Consider the following 20,725-nt stretch of genomic DNA (forward strand, 5'->3'; position numbering starts at 1 on the left):
GCCCCATGGCCGACACCCCCGGACCCGCCGTCACGCCCGTCGAGGTCCGCGACGAGGACCTCGAGCAGATCCGCTACGACGGCGACGGGCTCGTGCCCGCGATCGTCCAGGACGTCGACACGCGGGCCGTGCTGATGATGGCGTGGATGAACGCCGAGACCCTGCGGATGAGCCTGGAGCAGGGGCGCACCGTGTTCTGGTCGCGCTCCCGCCAGGAGGTGTGGCGGAAGGGCGACACGTCCGGCGACCGGCAGTTCATCCGCTCCGCCCACTACGACTGCGACGGCGACGCGCTGCTCTTCCTCGTGGAGCAGGAGGGGAAGGGTGCGTGCCACACGGGCGCGTACACCTGCTGGTTCCGGTCGTTCGGCACCGACGACCAGACCACCGAGCGCCCCGGCCCCACGTGAGCACGACCGGTCCGGCGACCTCGGTGCTCCCGACGAGGGAGCAGTTCCACGCGCTGGCGCGACGGTTCCGCGTCGTCCCCGTCACCCGCACGCTGCTCGCCGACCTGACGACGCCGGTCGCGGCCTTCGCCCGCTGGTGCGGCCCCGACACGACCGCCGACGGCGGCGCCGGCCGGCCCGGGTTCCTGCTCGAGTCCGTCGACCACGGCGGGCGCTGGAGCCGCTGGTCCTTCGTCGGTCGCGACCCCCGGGCGCGGCTCGTGGCCCGGGGCCGCCAGGTGGCCCTCAGCGGCGACCTGCCCGACGGCATCGAACCCGACGAGGTCCCCACCGACCAGGGGATCCTCGCCGCGCTCGAGGTGCTGCTCGACCACCTCCGCGCCCCGAGCAACGAGCAGTTCGCCGAGGTCGTGCCCGACGCGCCCGAGCTCCCGCTGCTGCACTCCGGCGTGATGGGGTACCTCGGCTACGACGTCGTCCGCGAGGTGGAGCGCCTCCCCGACGTGCCGACCGACGACCGGGGCTGGCCCGACGCGGTGCTGTCGGTCATCGGGGAGGTCGCGGCCTACGACCACTGGTCCCAGAAGGTCACGCTCGTCGCGAACACGTTCCTGGCGGACGGGGCCACCGACCAGCAGATCGACGGTGCGTACGACGACGCCGTCGCCCGGCTCGAGCGGATGGCGGACGACGGCGCGACCCCGATCGACGAGCCGCTGGTCGAGCCGCCGAGCCGCGGCGACGAGGCGGTCGAGGTCCGCTCCTCGATGTCGGGCGGGGCGTACGAGGCGGCGGTCGAGGCGGCCAAGGAGCACATCCTCGCCGGCGACATCTTCCAGGTCGTGCTGGCCCAGCGCTTCGACTTCACCACGTCGGCCGAGCCGCTCGACATCTACCGCACGCTCCGGCAGGTGAACCCGAGCCCGTACATGTTCCTGATGCGCGAGGAGGACCTGACGCTCGTCGGCTGCTCGCCCGAGCCGATGGTCCAGCTCCTCGGCGGCCAGGTGATCTCCCGGCCGATCGCCGGGACCCGCTTCCGTGGCACCACCGACGAGCACGACCGCAAGCTCGCCGCCGAGCTGGTGGAGCACCCGAAGGAGCGGGCCGAGCACATCATGCTGGTCGACCTCGCCCGCAACGACGTCGGCCGCGTCGTCGAGTTCGGCACCTGCCACGTCGACGAGCTCATGACGCTGGAGCGCTACAGCCACGTCATGCACCTCACGTCGCAGGTCTCGGGCACCCTCGCCGAGGGCCGCACCCCGATCGACGTGCTCCGCGCCACCCTGCCGGCCGGCACGGTCTCCGGGGCGCCGAAGGTCCGGGCGATGGAGATCATCGACGACCTCGAGCCCGTGAAGCGGGGGCCGTACGCGGGCATCGTCGGCTACGTGGACTTCTCCGGCAACATCGACACCGCGATCGCGATCCGCACGATGCTGGTCGACCCCCCGGGGCCCGACGGCCGCCGGGCGGCCTGCGTGCAGGCCGGCGCGGGGGTGGTGGCAGACTCGGTGCCGTCCGACGAGGAGCTCGAGACCCGCAACAAGGCCAAGGCGCTGCTGTCCGCGGTGCCGGCGGCGGAGCGGATGACGGCCCAGCGCCGGGCCGCGCTGCGACCCTCGTCCTGAACCGGGGCGACCACCCGGAGGTGACCGTGCAGGCTGATCCGATCGACGCCGCCGCGGTGGCCGATGCCGTGTCCACGGCCCGCACCGACGTGGCCGCGTTCGAGTACCACCGCGACGTCCTCCGGATCACCGGCGCCGACGCCGTCACCTACCTCCAGGGCCAGGTCTCGGCCGACGTCGGCGCGCTGGCGGTGGGGGAGAGCAGCTGGTCGCTCGTGCTCGAGCCGCAGGGCAAGGTCGACGCCTGGTTCCGCCTCACCCGGACCGGCGAGCAGGAGCTGCTGGTCGACGTCGACGGCGGCTGGGGCGAGCGCACCGCGGCACGGCTCCGGCGCTTCCTGCTCCGGGTCGACGTGTCGATCGAGCCCGCCGCCCGGCGCTGCCTCGCCCTCCGCGGCCCGCTGGCGGCCGCGGCCGCCGCCGACGTCTCCGACGCGGAGCTGACGCTGGCCACCGACTGGCGGGGCCTCCCCGGCGTGGACCTGTTCGGCCCCGAGGACGGCGCTCGGCCGACGGCCCCCGCCGCCGTGCCGTCGCCCGATCCGCTGGCGCTCCACGTGCTGCGGGTCGAGCAGGGCTGGCCGGCCATGGGCCACGAGCTCGACGCGACCACCATCCCCGCCGAGGCGGGCCGGTGGCTCATCGACGCGTCGGTCAGCTTCACGAAGGGCTGCTACACCGGCCAGGAGCTGGTGGCCCGCGTCGACAGCCGGGGCGGGAACGTCCCGCACCACCTGCGCGGCCTGGTGCTCGACGGGGGCACCGGCGACGTCGAGGTCCCCGCGCCGGGGACGCCGGTCGTGGCCGACGGCTCCGAGCGGGCCACGGTGACCAGCGCCGCCTTCTCGCCGACCCTCGCCGCCCCGATCGCCCTCGGCATGCTGCACCGGTCGGTCGAGGTCGGCGCCGCGGTCGAGGTCGGCGGCGCACCGGCGACGGTCGTCGACCTGCCGTTCTCGCTCGCCTGACGGGCGGCGCCCGCCCGACGCCGGCCCACCCGACGGCCTGCCCACCCGACGGCCTGCCCGCCCGAGGTCGGTCGGCTCAGTCCGGCAGCGGGTACCGGGCCCCGAGCGGCTCGTACTCCGGCCAGTCCTCCATGCCGGGCATCTCGGTCCCGCGGAGGACCGCGTCGAGCCGGTCGAGGTAGTACTGCCAGCCCGGCCCGACCGAGGTGGCGTCGTACGGCTCGGCCAGGCGGTGGACGAACACGAGCGTGGTGACGCCGTCGGACTCCGACAGCTCGACCGACAGCGGCCAGGCGCCCTCGGGGCTCGAGACGACCACGGCGAGCTTCCGGGGCGGGTCGCACTCGACGATCGGCGTCGGCTCGTAGCTGCCGTCGCCCTCGATCGAGCAGAGCTCGACGGTGCCGGTCGACGGGTCGCCCCGCCACGTCCCGAACCAGGTGCCGAGCTCGTCCGGGTCGGTCACCGCGGCCCAGACCCGCTCGATCGGGTCGGGGAACGTGCGGACGAACTCGAGGCGCAGGCCCTCGTCGTCACGGACGACGGTGCCGAGCGGGGTGCTGATCGTCATGGTGCGGCTCCTTCGTCGGGTCGTTCGGGGTCTCGCGTGCTCGGGTCGCGTCGCGTGCTCGGGTCGCGGCGAGGTGGCCGTCGAGGCGCGAGAGCGCGGTCGCCCACCGGAGGCGGTACGGCGCGAGCCACTCGTCGAGATCCCTGAGCGCGTCGTCGTCGAGGCGGTACAGCCGCTGCTTGCCGTGCGGCCGGACCTCGACCATCCCGGACTCCCGGAGCACCCTGAGGTGCTTGGAGACGGCGGGCTGGCTGGCGTCGAGGCGCTCCACCAGGTCGGTCACGGAGGCCTCGCCCCGGCGCAGGACGTCGAGGATCCCGCGGCGCCGGGGTTCGGCCAGGACGGTGAACACGTCGAGCACGGCGTTCACATGACCACAGGTTCATATGAACGTCAAGGCATGTGAGTGGCCGACCGGGTCCAGCCCAGGCTCGAGAGCATCGACACCACCAGCGCCACGTTGACCACGACGGCCAGCCCGCCGACGTTCGCGATGTGGGCGACCGGCCAGAGCACGGCGGCGGCCAGGACCACGATCGCGGGCCACCGGTGACCGAGTCGGGCGAAGGCCAGCGCCACCAGCGCCAGCGAGAGCGGGAAGAGCAGCCCGAGCGGCTTGATCAGGACGGCGGCTCCGGTCTGGTCCACGAGCGGGACGTCGCCCAGCGACTGGTGGATGGCGTCGAAACCGTACGCGGCGTTGCCGACGGCGCCGGCGACCGCGGTCAGCAGCAGTCCGGCGCCGAGCAGCGAGCCGCCGGGGACCCACGTCGCCACGCGCACGACGAGCAGGCCGTACGCGATCGCGCCCAGGACGTGGAGGACGGCGGCGGCCGGATCGTCCCAGCCGGCGACGGCGTAGACGGTGTCGGCCGCCAGGTACAGGATCGGCGCGACGACGAGGGCCGCGGTCAGCAGCCGGTCGGTCGGAGAACCGGCCGGTGCGAACGGCGAGCCGGCCCCGGTCGGGTCGGCGGGTCGGGTGGTGGGGCTGATGTCGGTCACGGGGTCCTCCGGATCGTGGATGTGGTGTCGACGATCCGTCCCGAGCGGCGTGCCGCACCACGGGGGAAACCCTGGAAGTGCCGGATCGCAGGGTTCGCCCCTGGTCCGACCGGCCTCCTGCTGCGATGCTCCTCCGGTGGATCGGCCCGACGACCGGCGCGGCCAGGCGCTCCTCCCGCTGCTCCTCCTGAGCGGGGTGGTCGTCGCGACGGTCGGCGGCGCCGCCCTCGGCCTCTGGGCCGGCAACGTCCACAACGGCGTGCTGGCGCTGACGTTCACCCCGGTGGGGGCCTTCGTCGTCCACGACCAGCCCCGGAACCGGTGCGGCGCCGTGTTCCTGGCCACCGGTGTGGTCGAGGCGGTCATGTTCCTGGGGCGGCAGGTGGCGCACGACCCCGGGCCCGGCACGAGCCCGTGGTGGGGGTGGTTCGGGACCTGGCCGCTCGTCGTCGGCCTGGCGCTGGTCACGCTGTCGGTGATCCTGTTCCCCGACGGCCGGCTGCCGTCGCCGGGGTGGCGCTGGGTCGTGCGCACCGGCGCGGCGCTGACCGCCGTCCTGGCGGTGGTGTCGGCCGTGTGGCCCGTCGGCACGACGTCGGCCGGCGTCCTCACGCCGTACCCGTTCTCCGTCGGAGGCGACGACGCTGCGGCCTCGCTCTGGGACGCGCTGTCCCGGCCGACGTTCGTGGCGTTCCAGGTCCTGTGGCTCGCGGCGGTCGTCGCTCGCTGGCGCGTGTCGGGACCGACGGTCCGCCGTCAGCTCACCGTGGTCGGCCTGGCGGTCGGCGCGTCGCTCGTGGCCCTGTGCGTCGGCCTGGTCGGCTGGGGCACGCCGACGCCGGGGCTCCTCGCCGTCTGCCTCGTGCCCCTCGCGGCGGGGTGGGCGATCGTGCACGGCCAGTACCTCGCGACCCACGCTGCCTTCACCTGGCTGGTCGGCCGCTCCCCGGACGACGACTCGTTGCCCGCCGACCTCGCCCGGGCCGTGGCCGGCGCCCTCGACGCCGAGGCGGCGACCGTGTGGGTCCGCCGCCACGGCCGGTTCCACGTCGCCGGCACCTGGCCGTCGTCATCCCGCCCCGAGCCCGCGGAGGACTTCTCGGCCTCGCCCGGCCACCTGGTGCGGTGGATCGGCGAGGCCGGTGGCGCGACGGGGGCGATCACGGTCGTCCGGGCGCTGCCGCCGTCCCGTCACGACGAGCGGCTGCTCGACGGCTTCTGCGCACAGGCTGCGCTCGTGCTGGCCCACGTGGCGGCCGCCACGGGCACCGCTGACCCCACCGCCGGGGGACTCGACCACCTCACGGACCGGGAGCGGGAGGTGCTGGGGCTCATGGCCCGCGGGTACACGAACGCGGCGATCTGCGACGAGCTGCACCTGAGCATCAAGACCGTGGAGCCCGTGGTCAGCTCGATCTTCGGGAAGCTCGGCCTCCCGGCCGACCGGGCCAGCAACCGCCGGGTCCTCGCCGTGCTCGCGTACGCCGACGCCCGCCGCGACGACGATCGCTGATCGGCCGCCGGGTACCGTCGAGGGTCCCATGGCCACCTACCTCGACGCCATCGTCGCCCGCCACCGCTCCGACGCCGCGCAGGACGCCCGCTCCACCGACGAGCTGGTCGAGGTGGCCCGCGAGCTGCCGCCCGGCCGGGGCTTCCGCGCCTCGCTCGCCGCCAGCACCGAGCTCGCGGTGATCTCCGAGGTGAAGCGCCGATCGCCGTCCAAGGGCGACCTCTTCGTCGACCTCGACCCTGCCGCGCTGGCTGCCGACTACCAGGCCGCCGGCGCGACGTGCCTCTCGGTGCTCACCGACACCGAGTCCTTCGGCGGCTCGACCGACGACCTCGTGGCGGCCCGCACCGCGGTCGAGCTCCCGGTCCTGCGCAAGGACTTCACCGTGTCGGCCAACGACGTGTGCGACGCCCGACTGATGGGCGCCGACTGCGTGCTGCTGATCGTGGCCGCGCTCGACGACGCCGAGCTCCGCGACTTCGCCGCCCTCTCCGGCGAGATCGGCCTCGACGTGCTCGTCGAGGTGCACGACGAAGCGGAGCTGGAGCGGGCGCTGGCCACGACGGCGGGCGACCTCGTCGGCGTCAACCAGCGCGACCTGGTGACGTTCGAGGTCGACCAGGCCCGGGCGGTGCGGATGGCCGGGGTGATGCCGGCCGACACGATCCGGGTGGCGGAGTCCGGGGTCCGGGGCCGCGACGACGCGGTCGCCCTGGCCGAGGCCGGCTACCACGCCGTCCTCGTGGGGGAGCACCTGGTGACCGCGGCCGACCCGGTCGCCGCGCTCGCCGAGCTGCGGGTGCCCCTCGCCTGAGCGGCGGGGAGCGGGGACGAGCGCTGAGCGGCGGGGAGCGGGGACGAGCGCTGAGCGGCGGGGAGCGGGGACGAGCGCTGAGCGAAACCCTCCACGGGGTGACCGTCGCGCGCCGGTAGGTTGCGAGCGTGTTCGTGAAGATCTGCGGCATCACCAACGAGGAGGACGCGCTGATGGCGACCGCCCTGGGCGCCGATGCCGTGGGCTTCGTCTTCGCCCCGAGCGCCCGCCAGGTCTCGGTCGGGACCGTGCGCGACATCGTGAAGCGCCTGCCCCCCGAGATCGTCACGGTCGGCGTGTTCCGCGACCAGGCGCCGCAGCTCGTCATCGACACCGTGCTGGCCACCGGGCTGCGCGCTGCGCAGCTGCACGGCCACGAATCGCCCCAGGACGCGGCCGAGATCCGCCCCTACGTGCAGGCGCTCATCGTCGGGCTCGCCGTCGGCGATCCGGCCCTGGCCCACGTCGACTCCTACGGCGCCGACGCCCTGCTGCTCGACTCGCCCGTGCCGGGCTCTGGGAAGGTCTTCGACTGGGCGCTGGCCGAGGGCGTGCCGGTCGGTCGGCGGATGATCCTGGCCGGCGGCCTCACGCCCGAGAACGTCGGCGACGCCGTCCGCGAGGTGCAGCCCTGGGGGGTCGACACCTCGACCGGCGTGCAGGCCGACGGCGACCCGCTCCGCAAGGACCCGCTCAAGGTGCAGCGCTTCGTCCGCAACGCCCGGGCCGCCGCCCCCCAGCCCTACCACCCCGAGGGGCACGGGCCCTTCGACTGGGCCGACGCCGGCCTCTGAGGCTTATCGATTCGGTGGGGTGTCGGGCGGGCACTACCGTGCGCCGACGTGACCGACGCCCACGACCCCTCGGCGGCCCCCGTCATGGGGGAGCCCGACGAGACGGGTCGCTTCGGGCGCTTCGGCGGCCGGTTCGTCCCCGAGTCGCTCATGCCGGCGCTCATCGAGCTCGACGAGGCGTTCCGTGAGGCGTGGGCGGACCCGGGGTTCCGGGCCGAGCTCGACGAGCTGCTCCGCAGCTACGCGGGCCGCCCCAGCCCGCTGACCGAGTGCCACCGCCTGTCCGAGGAGCTCGGCTGCCGGGTCCTGCTCAAGCGCGAGGACCTCAACCACACCGGGTCGCACAAGATCAACAACGTGCTCGGCCAGGCGCTGCTCGCCCAGCGCATGGGCAAGACACGCCTGCTGGCCGAGACCGGCGCCGGCCAGCACGGCGTGGCGACCGCGACCGCGGCGGCGCTGCTCGGCATGGACTGCCTCGTGTACATGGGCGAGGTCGACATGGCCCGCCAGGAGCTCAACGTGTTCCGCATGCGGCTCCTCGGCGCCGAGGTCACCCCGGCCCGGTCGGGCAGCCGGACGCTGAAGGACGCGGTCAACGAGGCGATGCGGGACTGGGTCGCGTCCGTCGAGTCGTCGCACTACTGCCTGGGCTCGGTGATGGGACCGCACCCGTACCCGTGGATGGTCCGGGAGTTCCACCGGGTGATCGGCGTCGAGGCCTCGGCGCAGTGCGACGAGCTGCTGGGCGGGCCGCCCGACGTCGTGGTCGCCTGCGTGGGCGGCGGGTCGAACGCGGCGGGCATCTTCTCGGGGTTCGCGGAGGTGCCGTCGGTCGATCTCGTCGGCGTCGAGCCGGCGGGCGGGGCGGCGGTGGGCGCCGGCGTGCCGGGCATCGTCCACGGCATGCACAGCTACCTGAAGCAGGACGAGTTCGGGCAGGTGATGGAGGCCGAGTCGATCTCGGCCGGGCTCGACTACCCCGGTGTCGGACCCGAGCACTCCCACCTGTCCGACGCCGGCCGCGCCCGCTACGTGCCCGTCACCGACGCCGAGGTGGTGGAGGCGTTCGTCCTCCTCAGCCGGACCGAGGGCATCATCCCCGCCCTGGAGTCGGCCCACGCCCTCGCCTGGGTGGCGCGGGAGCGGGCGTCGCTCACGGGCCGCAGCGTGCTCATCAACCTGTCGGGCCGCGGCGACAAGGACGTCGCCCAGATGATGGACGTCCTGGCGGACCGCCTGTGACCGCCACGACCGGCACCGCCGGGGCGCTGCCGACGCTCGACCTCGAGGCCGGGCTCCGGGCCCGTCGGGCCGACGGTGGCAAGTGCCTGGTGCCCTACCTGACCGGCGGCCTGTTCGCAGGGGCCGAGGGCGACTGGACCGACGTGCTGCGCGCCGTCGCTGCGGCGGGCGCCGACGGCATCGAGGTCGGCATCCCGTTCTCGGACCCGGTCATGGACGGGCCGGTGATCCAGGAGGCGTCGGAGCTGGCGCTCGGGCAGGGGGCCACCCCGCCCGGCGTCCTCGAGGCGCTGTCGCGGGCCGACATCGGCGCCCCGCTGGCGGTGATGACCTACGTGAACCTCGTCTACCGGTTCGGCTACGAGCGCTTCGCCGCCACGGCCGCGGCGAGCGGGGTGTCCGCCGTGATCCTGCCCGACGTGCCGCTCGAGGAGTCGGGCGACTGGTGCGCCGCCGCAGATGCCGCCGGCGTGCAGACCGTGATGCTCGCCGCGCCGACCGCGCCCGACGAGCGGCTCGCTCGCATCGTCGAGCGGGCGAGCGGCTTCGTCTACGCCGTCGGCCTGATGGGCGTGACGGGGGAGCGAGCCGCCCTGGCCGGCACGGCCACGGTGATCGCCCGCCGGCTCAAGGACCTCACCGACACGCCTGTGCTCGTCGGCGTGGGCATCTCGACGCCCGAGCAGGCGGTCGAGGTGTGCGAGGTCGCCGACGGCGTGGTGGTCGGCTCCGCGCTCGTCCGCCGGGTGCTCGAGACGCGCGCTCCCGACGCCGCGGCGGACCTCGTCGGGTCGTTCCGCGCCGCCCTCGATCGGGGCTGATCGCGTCCCGCGAGCCCGGTCCGCGCGCCCGCGACGGGGTCCGAGGTCCCTCCGGAGCGGTCCGGCGGAATCGCGCGGAGCGCGCGAATCCTTGGAATTGCAGGGGAATAGCTCGCTTCAGGGCCCCCGACGTGATAGTTACATCGTCGTAATTCACCGTCACCGTCGACCAGTCCTCCGGGGCGTCGACCAGGAGGAACCATGAACAAGACCGAACTGGTGGAGACGATCGCCCAGCGCACCGACATCGCCAAGAAGGACGTGCAGTCCGTGCTCGACACCTTCGAGGACATCGCTGGCGAGATCGTCGCCAAGGGCAAGGACTCCCTCACCATCCCCGGCTTCCTGAAGTTCGAGCAGACCCACCGGGCCGCTCGGACCGGTCGCAACCCGCAGACGGGCGAGACCATCCAGGTGCCGGCCGCCAACGCGGCGAAGGTGACGGCGGGCGCCAAGCTCAAGAACCGCGCCAAGACCGGCAGCTGAGCCGACGCCCCGAGGGGGGCCTACCGTGATGACGGAGCCGCCCACCCGGGCGGCTCCGTCGCGTCCGCCGACGTCCCGCGCCGTCGGGGCGGCCACGTAACCTCGCCGCCATGACGAAGCTCGAGATCGGTGACACGGCCCCGGCGATCGGCCTCAAGGACCAGCACGGCGACACCGTCCGCCTGTCGTCCTACAAGGGGCGCAAGGTGCTCGTGTTCTTCTACCCGAAGGCCAGCACGCCCGGCTGCACCACCCAGGCCTGCGGTCTGCGCGACGTGGCCGACCAGGTCGGCGACACCGCCATCGTCGGCATCAGCCCCGACGCGCCCGACAAGCAGGCGAAGTTCGACGAGAAGTACTCGCTGGGCTACCCGCTGCTGGCCGACACCGAGCACCAGGTCGCCGACGCCTACGGCGTGTGGGGCGAGAAGAAGCTCTACGGCAAGACCTACATGGGCATCATCCGCTCGGCCTTCCTGATCGACGAGAAGGGCAAGGTCGCCCAGGCCTGGTACAAGATCAGCCCGAAGGACACGCCGATCAAGCTCCTCAAGGCCCTCCAGGCCTGACGCCCCGGCCCGCCGCGCTGTCGCCGACCGGTCTTCACGGCCGGGCAACAGCCACGTAACAGCCCGGGGGCAACCTCCGGGGCATGGCGCTCCCCACGGCCGCGGGCACACCCGAGCGAGCCGCCGCGATCGACGCCGTGCGCGCCGACGTGCCCGACATCCCGATCAGCGACGAGGCCGGGCTCGTCCGGCGCCGCTCGACGGACCGCTCCGCGCTGCTCGGGCCGCACATGGCCGTCCAGACCTCGTCGTCGCTCGCCGAGGCGGTGGCGACGCCCACCGACGAGCCCCAGGTGGTGGCCCTGCTCGCCGCCTGCGCCCGCCGCCGGGTGCCGCTGGTGCCCCGGGGTGCCGGTACCAGCAACTTCGGCCAGACGATCCCGCTCGACGGCGGGATCGTCGTCGACCTCAGCGCCCTGACCGGCGTGACCGCCGTCGGCGACGGCTGGGTCCGGGCCCGGGCCGGCACGATGCTCGACGACGTCGACGAGGTGCTCGTCCCGCACGGCGCCGAGCTGCGCATCCACCCGTCGAGCAAGCGCATGTCGACGATCGCCGGGTTCGTCATCGGCGGTCACGGCGGGGTCGGGTCCATGCGGTTCGGCGGGCTCGCCGACGTCGGCAACATCACCGGGCTGCGGGTGGTGACCGCCGAGGAGTCGCCCCGGGTCCTCGAGCTGCGGGGCGCGTCGACCGGGCTCGTGCAGTTCAGCTTCGGCATGAACGGCGTGGTCACCGAGGTCGAGGTGGCCACCACCGTCCGCCGGGAGTGGCGCGACGTGATGTTCAGCTTCGACGACCTCGGATCGGCCATGCGCTTCGGGTGGGACATGACGGTGTCCGACGGGTTGGAGCTCAAGAACTGCATGCCCGTGAACGCGGCGATGGCGGCCCACCTGACCCCGCTGCAGGAGTTCCTGCCGTCGGGCCGGGCCGCGGCGCTGGCGATGGTGGCCCCGGCGTCGGTCGAGCCCGCGGCCGACGTCGCCCGGCGCCACGGCGGCCACGTGACGATGGACGTGCGGACCGGCGAGGGCCCTCGGGGGTTCCCGGGCTACGAGTACACCTGGGGCCACGCCATGTGGTGGCTGCGCAAGGGCCAGCCGACGCTGGCCGAGGTGCTGTTCCTGCTGCCCGAGGTCCGGCCGGTGGAGTCGCTGCTCGAGCTCGTCGAGCGCACGCCGGGCGAGCCCTGGGTCTCGTCGACGTGCCAGCGCATCGGTGGCCGGCCGTCGCCCCAGGTCGCCTACGGCATCGACGGATCGGTGCCGGGTCGCCTGGCCGAGGTCAGCGCGATCGCCGAGGAGCTCGGCTGCCTCGTGGTCAACATCCACCGTCCGAAGCTGACCAGCGCCTCGATCCGGGGCTTCTCGGCGGAGCAGCGGGCGTTCAAGGCCGACGTGGACCCGTTCGGCATCCTCAACCCGGGCAAGCTCGAGGATCCCGACCCCGTCGACGGTGCGGGCGCGACCGGGACCGAGGCGGACGCGCTGACGGCGAGCGGCTGGGCCAGCCGTTTCGAGACCGCCACCGCCCACCCCGCTGCCGGCCCGACGGGCCCGGCATGACGACGCGCGTCCTGCGGGGCGGCGTGGGCGCCGACGGCGAGCCGTTCGAGCTGCGGGTCGACGACGCCGGCGGGACGATCGTCACCGCCGGACCCTCGGTGGTCCCCGCCGAGGGCGAGGAGGTGGTCGACTGCGCCGGGCAGGTGGTGCTCGCGGCGCCCGCCGACCCGCACCTCCACCTCGACAAGGTCGACACCTCCTGGCGGCTGAAGAACCCGACGGACGAGCTGGCCGACGCCGTCCGGGTCTGGACGGGCGGGATCGACCTCCTCGACGCCGACGAGGTGCGCGACCGGGCCGTCGCGACCATCGACGACTTCGTGGCCAACGGGTGCACCGCCCTCCGCTCCCACGTGAACCTCGGCCCCACGTCGGGCGACGCGCCGCTGAAGGGCCTGCTCGCGGCCCGGGACGAGGTGGCGGACCGCTGCGACGTCCAGCTCGTCGTCCTGGTGAAGGGCCCGCTGCGCGGCGACGGCGACGGTCCGGTGGCGGCCCGGGCGGTGATCCGCAGCGCGGTCGACGCCGGTGTCGACCTGATCGGCGGCGCGCCGCACTCCGCGCCCGACCCCGCATCCGACGTCCAGGTCCTCTTCGCGATGGCGGCCGAGATGGGCGTGGGGGTCGACCTCCACACCGACGAGACGCTCGACCCGGCGGCCACCTCGCTGTCGGTCATGGCCGACGAGACCGAGCGCCACGGCTGGGGTGGCTGCGTCACGGCGAGCCACTGCGTGAGCCTGTCGATGCAGCCCGAGGAGCACCAGGCCGCCGTGGCGGCCCGCCTGGCCGAGGTCGGCGTGGCCGTCGTGGCGCTGCCTGCGACGAACCTCTGGCTGCAGGGCCGGCACGACCCGGTCGGCACGCCGCGCGGCGTCACCGCGGTGCGACGGCTGCTCGATGCGGGGGTCGTGGTCGGCTCGGGCGCCGACAACCTGCGCGACCCGTTCTGCCCCGCCGGGCGGGCCGACCCGTTCGAGACGGCGACGTTGCTGGCGCTGACCGCGCATCTCTCGCCGGCCGAGGCGTGGTGGGCCGTGACCGGCGGGGCCCGTCAGGCCATGGGCGTGGGCGGCGGCGCGCTCGACGTCGGCGCGCCGGCCGACGTGCTCGCTGCGAGAGGCCGCGACCTGGAGGACGCGATCGCCCGGGCCTCGGCCGAGCGGACCGTGCTGCGGCGCGGCACGGTCGTCGCCCGCACCTCGGTCACGCGCTCGATCGCACGCTGAGCCGCGCGAGCCGCTCGGGCCGTCGCGTCAGTCGCGCTCGGCGTCGAGCTCCTTGAGGCGCTGCTCGAAGTCCTTGTCGGCGGAGTTGAGGGCGATCTTGCGACCGGCGGCGATCGCGCCGATGGCGAGGGCGATCAGCACCAGCCAGCGCAGCCAGTGCGAACCGCCGCCGGTCTCGTCGTTGGAGGCGTCAGCAGAATCGGTCATGGCCGACACGCTACGGCATCCCGCTAGAGTTCCGACGCTCGCCCGGGTGGCGGAATGGCAGACGCGGCGGACTCAAAATCCGCTGTCCGAAAGGGCGTGTGGGTTCAAGTCCCACCCCGGGCACTCCCGCTGCTCCGACCCGTCGAGCGCTCAGGCCGGCGGGTACTGCGGGGTCGGCGTGAGGTTGGCCACCTCGACGCCCTTCGCCGCGGCGCGGTCCACGAGCTCGTCGTACAGCTCGGGCGTCACGGTGCGGGTGCGGGACAGCAGGAACCCGCTCAGGCCGGTCGGGTCGCTGACGATCGCCCACCGGTAGTCCGGGTCGAGGTCGACGATCCAGTAGTTCCCCGGCGGGTCGGCGCCGTTGGCGCCCGTGAAGGACACGTTGAGGCGGGCGTTCGTCGAGTCGACCGGGACGGCGGTGCCGACGATGCGGGACTCGAGGCCGTCGGGCGAGAAGTAGTTCCCGCTGTTCTCCACCCGGATCGACCCGTCGGGCAGGAGCGAGTACTGCGCGGTCGTGTTGACCAGCCCGACGGAGAAGAACTGCTTGATGCTGCCGACCTCGTACCACGTGCCGAGGTAGCGCTCGACGTCGACGGACGGCACGGTGCTCGTCCTCGGGGGGATGGCGGTGCACGCCGCCAGCACGACGACGAGGGGGACGAGGACGGTCGCTCGGAGCAGCTTCATGTGGGTTCCTTCGGCTGCGAGCGCCGGTCGGATGCGCGGTCGGCACTGCGAGCAGCTCGGCCCGGGCGGTCGGCACGGCAGCGCAGGATGCGACCGATGCGGAGCCGGTTGCTGCGCTGGATGCAGATGAACGGCGAGTGCGCGACGACGCCGAACGCCACCATCGCGACGCCCAGGCGCAGCGGGCACCAGATCAGGAAGAGGGGGCCGGCCGCGAGGTTCGCCCAGTGGACGAGCTCGGCCCGCCGGGTCTCGGCGGCGAACCGCAGGAGGTCGGCGTCCGACGAGCCGCCGAGATGCCGCTTGGACGTGCCGCCGGCGAAGATCGCCCCGCCCTCGGGCAGCGTGTCCTTCCACCGGTTGATCCGCAGCGTCCGCTGGTAGAGGCGCCCGTCGCGCTCGATGCGCCTCGGTCGGGTCAGCCAGGTGTCGTGGTCGATCCGCCGCTCGGGCAACCGGTTGCCGACGAAGCCCGTCACGACGCCGATCACCGCCCATGCCGCGCAGGACACGAGGACCGCGGCGATGTCGTCGAGGGGGAGGGCCATGCGTTCGGTGGACGTCGTGGGTGAGCGGCGGGGCAGCGGACCGGCGTGCGGGTCGGGACCGGAGGGGCGTCCCGACCCGCACGGGGGGTCACCGGGTGGTCGGGATGGTGCTGATCAGGGCCTGGAGCGTGCCGTCCGCGGCGGAGCCCACCACGTAGACGTTGGTCAGGACCTTCCGCTGGAGGCGCACGTCGTCGAGCGACAGCACGACCTGGTCGGTGCCGGCGACGCGGACGTCAGCGGTGTAGGCCAGCCAGGTCGGGAACACGAACCGGGCCTGCGCGCCGTTGGGAGCGGCGGTGACCGCCTGCAGCTTGAGCCAGGTCAGCGTGCGGCTGAGGGGGAACAGACCGAGGTCCACGTCGACGGCGGGGGCCGCCGCGGCGTGGTGGAGGGCGATCGCCCCGAAGCCCGGCCAGGGGCGGCTGGTGTCGTTCGAGAAGACGTTGATGCCCGGCGTGCCGGCGGCGTCCACGTAGCTCGCCACGAGCGAGAAGCTGCCCTTGGCGGGCACGGCGACCGACCGGTCGATGAGGGTGGTCGCCCCGTCCGGGGTCCGGATCTCGACGTCGTAGGTGCCGGCGGGCAGGGTCACGGGGCCGGCGGTGGAGCCGAAGGTGAAGTCGTCGAGCAGGCGGTCGCCGTCGACGTACACGTCGACGGGGGTGCCGGGCCCGGTCGCCGAGTCGGGGAGGGGGAGCCCGTGCACGACGTACACCTGGGCGCCACTCGACGGTGGGGACCCCTTCGAGGCCGTCGCACCGGCGGCGGCGGGGAGGACGAGCACGGCGGCAAGTGCGGCCATGAGTCCGATCAAGGTCTTGCGCATGGTTGCTCCTCGGATCGATGGGACCGCCGGTCGGCGGTCTCCCGGTCCTTCGATCCGGCGGCACGGTCGGATGCAGGTGCACCCGGATCGTGTGCTTTTGACCCGATGCATCCGGACGGCCGTCGGCGACGAACCACGAGATGTGCTCGCCGGTGCCATCGCCCCGACCTCCGACCTCCGCCACCCGATGGACGCCGGGTCGCGGACGGCCGGTAGTGTCCGGCTGATGAGGACCCGGACGTCCGACGACGACGTCGCGGAGGCGTTCGTCGCCGGCGAGCCCGATGCGCTGCGCCGGGTCTACGACCGCCACCAGCGTGCGGTCTTCACGTACTGCCGCCGGTTCGTCTCGGACCACGCCGCGGACGTGACGCAGGAGGTGTTTCTGGCCGCGTGGCGGTCGCGGCAGCGGTTCGACCCGACGTCGGGCTCGCTCGCCGGGTGGATCATGGGGATCGCCCGCTTCAAGGTGATCGACCACGTGCGGGGGACGTACCGGAACGCATCGGTGGCGGCCGGCGACCTCGTCGACCTGTCCGCCGACGGCAGCTCGGCCACCACCGACCCCGCCCTCGAGCTGGTCGCCACGCGCATCCTCGTCGCCGAGGCGCTGGCGCACCTCGAGGAGCCGGGCAGCACGTGGATCCGGCTCGCGTTCATCGACGGGCTGTCGCACTCCGAGATCGCCGAGCGCACGGGCGCGCCGCTCGGGACCGTGAAGAGCTCGATCCGCCGGGGGTTGGAGCGGATCCGTCGAGACCTGGAGGCGTTCGATGGCGAGGCCTGACGTCGGCGGCGGCGGTCCCGTGGGTCCCGGACCCGACGACGGGTTCGGACGCGAGGCCGACCTCGTGCGCTCGCTGGGCGACGAGCCCGTCGAGCTGGTCGACGCGCCCGACGGCCTGTGGGACCGCATCGCCGCCGCGGTCGAGGCCGAGGACGCGCCCGGCCGAGCCGGCGCGTCCGAGCAGACCGGGCCCGGCGCAGGTGCCGACTCCGACCGGGTCCGCTTCACCGTGCACGACGGCGAGGGCGCGGCCACCACGTCCCGCACCGCCGCTGCCGGTGCCGACCGGGGCCACCGCTGGCGCACGGTCGTGCTCGGCGCCGCCGCGGTGGTCGCGGTGCTCGCCATCGGCGCCGGCGTCGTCGTGGCCACCCGGGACGAGGGCCCGACCGAGGTGGCGGCCGCCGAGCTGGCGCCGTTCGACGGCGCCCAGGTCGGCGCGGCCGGCGGCCGGGTCGAGCTCATCGAGGACGGCGACCAGGTCCGCCTCCGCGTCGACATGCACGACCTGCCGGCGCCCGCGCCGGGGACCTTCTACGAGCTGTGGCTGCTCGACCCCGAGACCGGCGAGCCGGTCTCCATCGCGACGATGAAGGACGGCTCGAGCGACGTGACCACCGACATCGACGTCCCTCCCGGGACCGACACGGCGCGGTTCGACGTCGTCGACGTGTCGGTGCAGGAGGAGGCGGCCGGTCCGGAGCACTCGGGCGACAGCGTCCTCCGGGGCACGCTCTCGGCCTGAGCCGTCGCCGGTGCACCCGATGGGGCCCGTGCACATGATCGCCGGCGTGCCGGACGCCTGAGCGGGGAAGGGTCGGAGCATGTCCTCTGTACTGGTCGCCGGCGCCACCGGCTACGTCGGCGGCCGTCTGGTCCCCGAGCTCCTTGCCGCGGGCCACGCGGTCCGCTGCGTCGTCCGGGACCCCGCCAAGCTCGGCGACGCCTGGTGGCGGGACCGGGTCGAGGTCGTCCGCGGGGACGTGACGGACGCGGCGTCGATGGACCGGGCGCTCGACGGCGTCGACGTCGCCTACTACCTGGTCCACTCGATGGCCGGGTCCCGCGACTTCGAGGCGCTCGACCGGACCGCGGCGACCTGCGTGGCCGAGGCCGCGGCGCGGGCGGGCACGGGTCGGATCGTCTACCTCGGCGGCCTCGGTCGGGACGACGACCCGCACATGTCGCCGCACCTGGGCAGCCGCCACGAGGTCGGCCGCCTGCTGGCCTCGGGCCCGACCCCGGTGACCGAGCTGCGAGCCGCGATCATCATCGGATCCGGCTCGGCGAGCTTCGAGATGCTGCGCTACCTCGTCGAGGTGCTCCCGGTCATGGTCGCCCCGAGGTGGGTGGACCGGCGCTGCCAGCCGATCGCGGTCCGCGACGTGCTCGCCGGCCTCGTGGCGGCGATCGACGACGACGCCGAGGGCCACCACGTGGTCGAGGTCGGCGGGCCCGACGTCCTCACCTATCGGGAGATGATGAGCCTGTACGCCGAGGTCGCCGGCCTGGCGCACCGCATCGTCATCCCGGTGCCGGTGCTGACGCCGCGCCTGTCGTCGCTCTGGGTCAGCCTGGTCACGCCGCTGCCGGCGAACCTGGCCCGGCCGCTGGTCGACAGCCTGGTGGTCGACGTGGTCGTCACCCGCCCGCCGGGTCCGCCGTTCCCCGACCCGGCCACGTCTCTGCCGTTCCGCGACGCGGTGGCGCTCGCACTGCAGCGCTCGGCGAGCCTGCAGGTGGCGACGCGCTGGTCCGACGCGTCGCTGCCCGGTCGCTCGCCCTCGGATCCGATGCCGACCGACGCCGCCTGGGCGGGCGGCTCGATCCTGGTCGACGAGAAGGTGGTCGAGGCGCCGGGGGCGACCCCGGAGTCGCTGTTCCGGGTCGTTGCGGGCATCGGCGGCGACCGAGGCTGGTACGTCACGCGCCTGCTGTGGGAGGCACGCGGCTGGATCGACAAGCTGGTGGGCGGCGTCGGCATGCGGCGGGGCCGGCGGCACCCCGACGAGCTGTGGATCGGCGACGCACTCGACTTCTGGCGGGTGGAGGCGGTCGAACCGGACCGGCTCGTGCGGCTCCGGGCCGAGATGCGGCTCCCGGGCCAGGCGTGGCTGGAGTGGCGGATCGAGCCCGACGGCGCCGGCGGCCGTCTCGAGCAGCGCGCCATCTTCGCCCCGAAGGGCCTGGCCGGCCGGGCCTACTGGTACGCCCTGCTTCCGTTCCACGCCGTGATCTTCGGGCGGCTCGCCGCCCGGCTCACGGCCGCCGCGACCGCGGCGTCGGGCCCGGCGACGGTCAGCGGGGGCGCAGGTCCATGAGCGTCGTGGCGATCCGCCGCCGGATCGGCTCGGGCACCAGGCGCGCCAGCGCCGGGAGCGAGGAGCCGAAGCCGACGCGCACGTGCGCAGGTGGGCGGTCGTCGAGCGCGGCGCCGGCGATCGTCCTGGCGACGACGGCCGGGTCCTCGAACCGAGGCTCGAGCAGGTCGACGAGCGTGCTCCACCGCTGACGGCCCGCCGCGGTCGTCGCGTCGCCACCCGCGGTCACGTCGGCGCCGGCGTCCTGCCACACGTCGGTGGCGATCGCGCCGCACTCGACCACGACGATCTCGACCCCGCGGGCCTCGAGCTCGAGCCGCCACACGTCCGACAGCGCCTCGAGCGCCGCCTTGGCCGCGGCGTACCAACCCGTGAAGGGCACGAGGCCGTCGGAGACCATCGAGCTGACCTGCACGATGCGGCGACAGCCGCCCACGGCGATCGCCTCCCGAGCCAGGCGGACCGGACCGACCACCAGCGCGTCGAGCTGGTGGCGGGCGTCGTCGTCGTCGATGTCGACGACCGCACCCAGCAGGGCCGAACCCGCGTTGTTCACCACGACGTCGGGACGGTGCCGGACGGCGACCTCCCGGCAGCCGTCGGCGTCGGTCACGTCGAGCCGGTCGACGGTGAGGCGATCGTCGGCCAGGTCGGCGGCCCTCAGGCCGTCGAGCCGATCGAGCTCGGCGCGGAGCTCGTGCTCGGCGTCGTCGCTGCGCACGGTCGCCACGACCCGCGCCCCGCGGCGCAGCAGCGCCGCGACGATGGCCGTGCCGAGCCCGGAGTTGGCGCCGGTGACGAGGACGGTGGTCACGATCCGGGCCGGCGGCGCGTCGCCGTCGCGTCGGCGGCCGCCTCGGCCCGTGCCGCCACGCCGCGCACGACGACCGCGAGCTCCTCGGCGACGCGCCGCTCCACGCCGAGCCGTCCGGCCAGGCGGCCGAGCGGGCCGAAGGGCAGCTCGTAGGTGGCCGACACGGTCAGTCGGGTGCGGCCGTCGTCGAGCTCCTCCAGGTCCTCGGCGAGCCGGTAGCCGGTGCCGGGCGCGATCGAGCCGTCGACGACGAGCCGGCGCGGCTCGTCGAGCTCGAGGACCGTCCAGTCCGACGTCCAGCGCCGCCCGGCCAGGCGGACCGTCTGGCGGAACCGCTGGCCGACCTCTCGCAACGGGCCGTCGACGACGACGTCGGTGGTGCTCTCGGACAGCTCGGGGAGCACCGAGACGTCGGCCAGGACCTCCCACACCGCAGCGATCGGGGCGTCGACCACGCGCGCCTCGCGCAGGGTGCCCATCAGCTCGTCGCCTCGCCGGGCCCCGTGGTGCGGAGCACCGCGATCGCGCCGAGCGGGTCGACGCGGTGCACGTCGGCCTCGACGAGGTCGGTCCCGCCGCGCCCGATCACGACCGGTGCGGGGTCGTCGTCCAGGTTGGCCACCCAGTCGGAGCGGCGCCGCACCGTGCCGACCACCATGTGGCGGCCGGCCCGCAGAGTGAGGAGCGGCCGGAAGCTGCGCTCGCCGCTGCGGCGGCCCGTCGCGCCGAGGACGACCAGGCCTGCGCCGAGCGGTGCGGGGGCCAGCCAGCCGCGTCGGACGACGGGCTCGACGACGGAGTTGAGAGCCTGGAAGGCCAGCGCGGCGCAACGGCGGATCGGTGGGGCGTCCATGGGCGTTCCACTACCCGCTCACGCCCCGGGTGAACCCGACCCCGCC

General features: G+C 74.3%; 25 protein-coding genes and 1 tRNA gene. 16 read left to right on the forward strand and 10 right to left on the reverse strand.

Annotated elements, in window-relative coordinates:
* Nucleotides 1-5 precede the first annotated feature (5 nt).
* From hisI to ygfZ, 3 genes are read left to right on the forward strand one after another with little or no spacing between them, the layout of a single operon-like run.
* A complete protein-coding gene (gene hisI / locus LH044_RS00510; protein ID WP_227757840.1) occupies nucleotides 6-410 on the forward strand; it encodes a phosphoribosyl-AMP cyclohydrolase in 405 nt (134 codons plus the stop codon).
* On the forward strand, nucleotides 407-2,044 hold the full coding sequence (locus LH044_RS00515; RefSeq protein WP_227757841.1) for a chorismate-binding protein: 1,638 nt from the start codon (nucleotides 407-409) through the stop codon (nucleotides 2,042-2,044). Before hisI ends, LH044_RS00515 begins: the two co-directional genes overlap by 4 nt.
* Nucleotides 2,045-2,064: 20 nt before the next feature.
* A complete protein-coding gene (gene ygfZ / locus LH044_RS00520; RefSeq protein ID WP_227757842.1) occupies nucleotides 2,065-3,012 on the forward strand; it encodes a CAF17-like 4Fe-4S cluster assembly/insertion protein YgfZ in 948 nt (315 codons plus the stop codon).
* A gap of 76 nt (nucleotides 3,013-3,088) precedes the next feature.
* Here the strand turns inward: ygfZ and LH044_RS00525 are convergent, their stop codons facing one another.
* Genes LH044_RS00525 through LH044_RS00535 form a run of 3 tightly spaced genes read right to left on the reverse strand, consistent with a single transcriptional unit; the run spans nucleotide 3,089 to nucleotide 4,588 of the window.
* Nucleotides 3,089-3,583, reverse strand: coding sequence for an SRPBCC family protein (locus tag LH044_RS00525; RefSeq protein WP_227757843.1), 495 nt, complete (start codon nucleotides 3,581-3,583; stop codon nucleotides 3,089-3,091).
* Complete coding sequence (locus tag LH044_RS00530) at nucleotides 3,546-3,953, reverse strand: ArsR/SmtB family transcription factor (protein ID WP_227757844.1); 408 nt, start codon at nucleotides 3,951-3,953, stop codon at nucleotides 3,546-3,548. Before LH044_RS00530 ends, LH044_RS00525 begins: the two co-directional genes overlap by 38 nt.
* A gap of 23 nt (nucleotides 3,954-3,976) precedes the next feature.
* Nucleotides 3,977-4,588, reverse strand: a complete 612-nt coding sequence (locus LH044_RS00535) for a hypothetical protein (protein WP_227757845.1) — start codon at nucleotides 4,586-4,588, stop codon at nucleotides 3,977-3,979.
* Nucleotides 4,589-4,724: 136 nt separating this feature from the next.
* Between LH044_RS00535 and LH044_RS00540 the strand changes: the two genes are divergently transcribed.
* The 9 genes from LH044_RS00540 (at nucleotide 4,725) to LH044_RS00580 (ending at nucleotide 13,627) form a co-directional block, all read left to right on the forward strand.
* Complete coding sequence (locus tag LH044_RS00540) at nucleotides 4,725-6,101, forward strand: helix-turn-helix domain-containing protein (RefSeq protein WP_227757846.1); 1,377 nt, start codon at nucleotides 4,725-4,727, stop codon at nucleotides 6,099-6,101.
* Between the two features lie 28 nt (nucleotides 6,102-6,129).
* Complete coding sequence (locus LH044_RS00545) at nucleotides 6,130-6,915, forward strand: indole-3-glycerol phosphate synthase TrpC (protein WP_227757847.1); 786 nt, start codon at nucleotides 6,130-6,132, stop codon at nucleotides 6,913-6,915.
* A 128-nt stretch (nucleotides 6,916-7,043) separates the two neighbouring features.
* Nucleotides 7,044-7,709 (forward strand): phosphoribosylanthranilate isomerase, encoded by a 666-nt coding sequence (locus LH044_RS00550; protein WP_227757848.1) that lies wholly within the window; start codon nucleotides 7,044-7,046, stop codon nucleotides 7,707-7,709.
* Nucleotides 7,710-7,793: 84 nt separating this feature from the next.
* Nucleotides 7,794-8,954 (forward strand): tryptophan synthase subunit beta, encoded by a 1,161-nt coding sequence (gene trpB / locus LH044_RS00555; RefSeq protein ID WP_374210656.1) that lies wholly within the window; start codon nucleotides 7,794-7,796, stop codon nucleotides 8,952-8,954.
* A complete protein-coding gene (gene trpA, locus LH044_RS00560; RefSeq protein WP_227757850.1) occupies nucleotides 8,951-9,775 on the forward strand; it encodes a tryptophan synthase subunit alpha in 825 nt (274 codons plus the stop codon). The genes trpB and trpA overlap by 4 nt, the downstream gene beginning before the upstream one ends.
* 201 nt (nucleotides 9,776-9,976) lie before the next feature.
* Nucleotides 9,977-10,261: an HU family DNA-binding protein gene (locus tag LH044_RS00565; protein ID WP_227757851.1), complete on the forward strand. Its 285-nt coding sequence runs from the start codon at nucleotides 9,977-9,979 to the stop codon at nucleotides 10,259-10,261.
* 110 nt (nucleotides 10,262-10,371) lie between these two features.
* Complete coding sequence (gene bcp / locus LH044_RS00570) at nucleotides 10,372-10,830, forward strand: thioredoxin-dependent thiol peroxidase (protein WP_227757852.1); 459 nt, start codon at nucleotides 10,372-10,374, stop codon at nucleotides 10,828-10,830.
* Between the two features lie 83 nt (nucleotides 10,831-10,913).
* Nucleotides 10,914-12,398 (forward strand): FAD-binding oxidoreductase, encoded by a 1,485-nt coding sequence (locus LH044_RS00575; RefSeq protein ID WP_227757853.1) that lies wholly within the window; start codon nucleotides 10,914-10,916, stop codon nucleotides 12,396-12,398.
* Complete coding sequence (locus LH044_RS00580; protein WP_227757854.1) at nucleotides 12,395-13,627, forward strand: amidohydrolase family protein; 1,233 nt, start codon at nucleotides 12,395-12,397, stop codon at nucleotides 13,625-13,627. The genes LH044_RS00575 and LH044_RS00580 overlap by 4 nt, the downstream gene beginning before the upstream one ends.
* A 27-nt stretch (nucleotides 13,628-13,654) precedes the next feature.
* Here LH044_RS00580 and LH044_RS00585 read toward each other — a convergent pair whose 3' ends face one another.
* Entirely contained in the window at nucleotides 13,655-13,834 is a 180-nt protein-coding gene (locus LH044_RS00585) for a hypothetical protein (RefSeq protein ID WP_227757855.1), read from the reverse strand.
* 40 nt (nucleotides 13,835-13,874) lie between these two features.
* On the opposite strand from LH044_RS00585, the gene LH044_RS00590 reads away from it, so the two are divergent.
* Nucleotides 13,875-13,957 (forward strand) — tRNA-Leu (locus LH044_RS00590).
* 27 nt (nucleotides 13,958-13,984) lie between these two features.
* Here the strand turns inward: LH044_RS00590 and LH044_RS00595 are convergent.
* From LH044_RS00595 to LH044_RS00605, 3 genes are all read right to left on the reverse strand, one after another.
* Nucleotides 13,985-14,527: a lipocalin family protein gene (locus LH044_RS00595; protein ID WP_227757856.1), complete on the reverse strand. Its 543-nt coding sequence runs from the start codon at nucleotides 14,525-14,527 to the stop codon at nucleotides 13,985-13,987.
* Entirely contained in the window at nucleotides 14,524-15,075 is a 552-nt protein-coding gene (locus tag LH044_RS00600; RefSeq protein WP_227757857.1) for a glycosyl-4,4'-diaponeurosporenoate acyltransferase CrtO family protein, read from the reverse strand. Before LH044_RS00600 ends, LH044_RS00595 begins: the two co-directional genes overlap by 4 nt.
* 88 nt (nucleotides 15,076-15,163) lie before the next feature.
* Nucleotides 15,164-15,904, reverse strand: coding sequence for a DUF4397 domain-containing protein (locus tag LH044_RS00605; RefSeq protein ID WP_227757858.1), 741 nt, complete (start codon nucleotides 15,902-15,904; stop codon nucleotides 15,164-15,166).
* 226 nt (nucleotides 15,905-16,130) lie between these two features.
* Between LH044_RS00605 and LH044_RS00610 the strand changes: the two genes are divergently transcribed.
* From LH044_RS00610 to LH044_RS00620, 3 genes are all read left to right on the forward strand, one after another.
* The gene (locus LH044_RS00610; RefSeq protein ID WP_227757859.1) at nucleotides 16,131-16,691 is read left to right on the forward strand and encodes an RNA polymerase sigma factor; all 561 of its coding nucleotides are present in this window, start codon (nucleotides 16,131-16,133) and stop codon (nucleotides 16,689-16,691) included.
* Nucleotides 16,678-17,436 carry an anti-sigma factor gene (locus LH044_RS00615; protein ID WP_227757860.1) on the forward strand — a complete coding sequence of 253 codons (759 nt, stop codon included), beginning with the start codon at nucleotides 16,678-16,680 and terminating at the stop codon, nucleotides 17,434-17,436. The genes LH044_RS00610 and LH044_RS00615 overlap by 14 nt, the downstream gene beginning before the upstream one ends.
* Before the next feature lie 79 nt (nucleotides 17,437-17,515).
* Nucleotides 17,516-19,012: an SDR family oxidoreductase gene (locus tag LH044_RS00620; protein WP_227757861.1), complete on the forward strand. Its 1,497-nt coding sequence runs from the start codon at nucleotides 17,516-17,518 to the stop codon at nucleotides 19,010-19,012.
* On the opposite strand, the gene LH044_RS00625 is transcribed toward LH044_RS00620, so the two are convergent.
* From LH044_RS00625 to LH044_RS00635, 3 genes are read right to left on the reverse strand one after another with little or no spacing between them, the layout of a single operon-like run.
* Entirely contained in the window at nucleotides 18,990-19,826 is an 837-nt protein-coding gene (locus LH044_RS00625; RefSeq protein WP_227757862.1) for an SDR family NAD(P)-dependent oxidoreductase, read from the reverse strand. The genes LH044_RS00620 and LH044_RS00625 overlap by 23 nt on opposite strands.
* On the reverse strand, nucleotides 19,823-20,305 hold the full coding sequence (locus LH044_RS00630) for an SRPBCC family protein (protein WP_227757863.1): 483 nt from the start codon (nucleotides 20,303-20,305) through the stop codon (nucleotides 19,823-19,825). The genes LH044_RS00625 and LH044_RS00630 overlap by 4 nt, the downstream gene beginning before the upstream one ends.
* Nucleotides 20,305-20,679, reverse strand: coding sequence for a nitroreductase/quinone reductase family protein (locus tag LH044_RS00635; RefSeq protein ID WP_227757864.1), 375 nt, complete (start codon nucleotides 20,677-20,679; stop codon nucleotides 20,305-20,307). The genes LH044_RS00630 and LH044_RS00635 overlap by 1 nt, the downstream gene beginning before the upstream one ends.
* Nucleotides 20,680-20,725 lie beyond the last annotated feature (46 nt).

The sequence above is a fragment of the Dermatobacter hominis genome (assembly GCF_020715685.1).
Lineage (GTDB): Bacteria > Actinomycetota > Acidimicrobiia > Acidimicrobiales > Microtrichaceae > Dermatobacter > Dermatobacter hominis.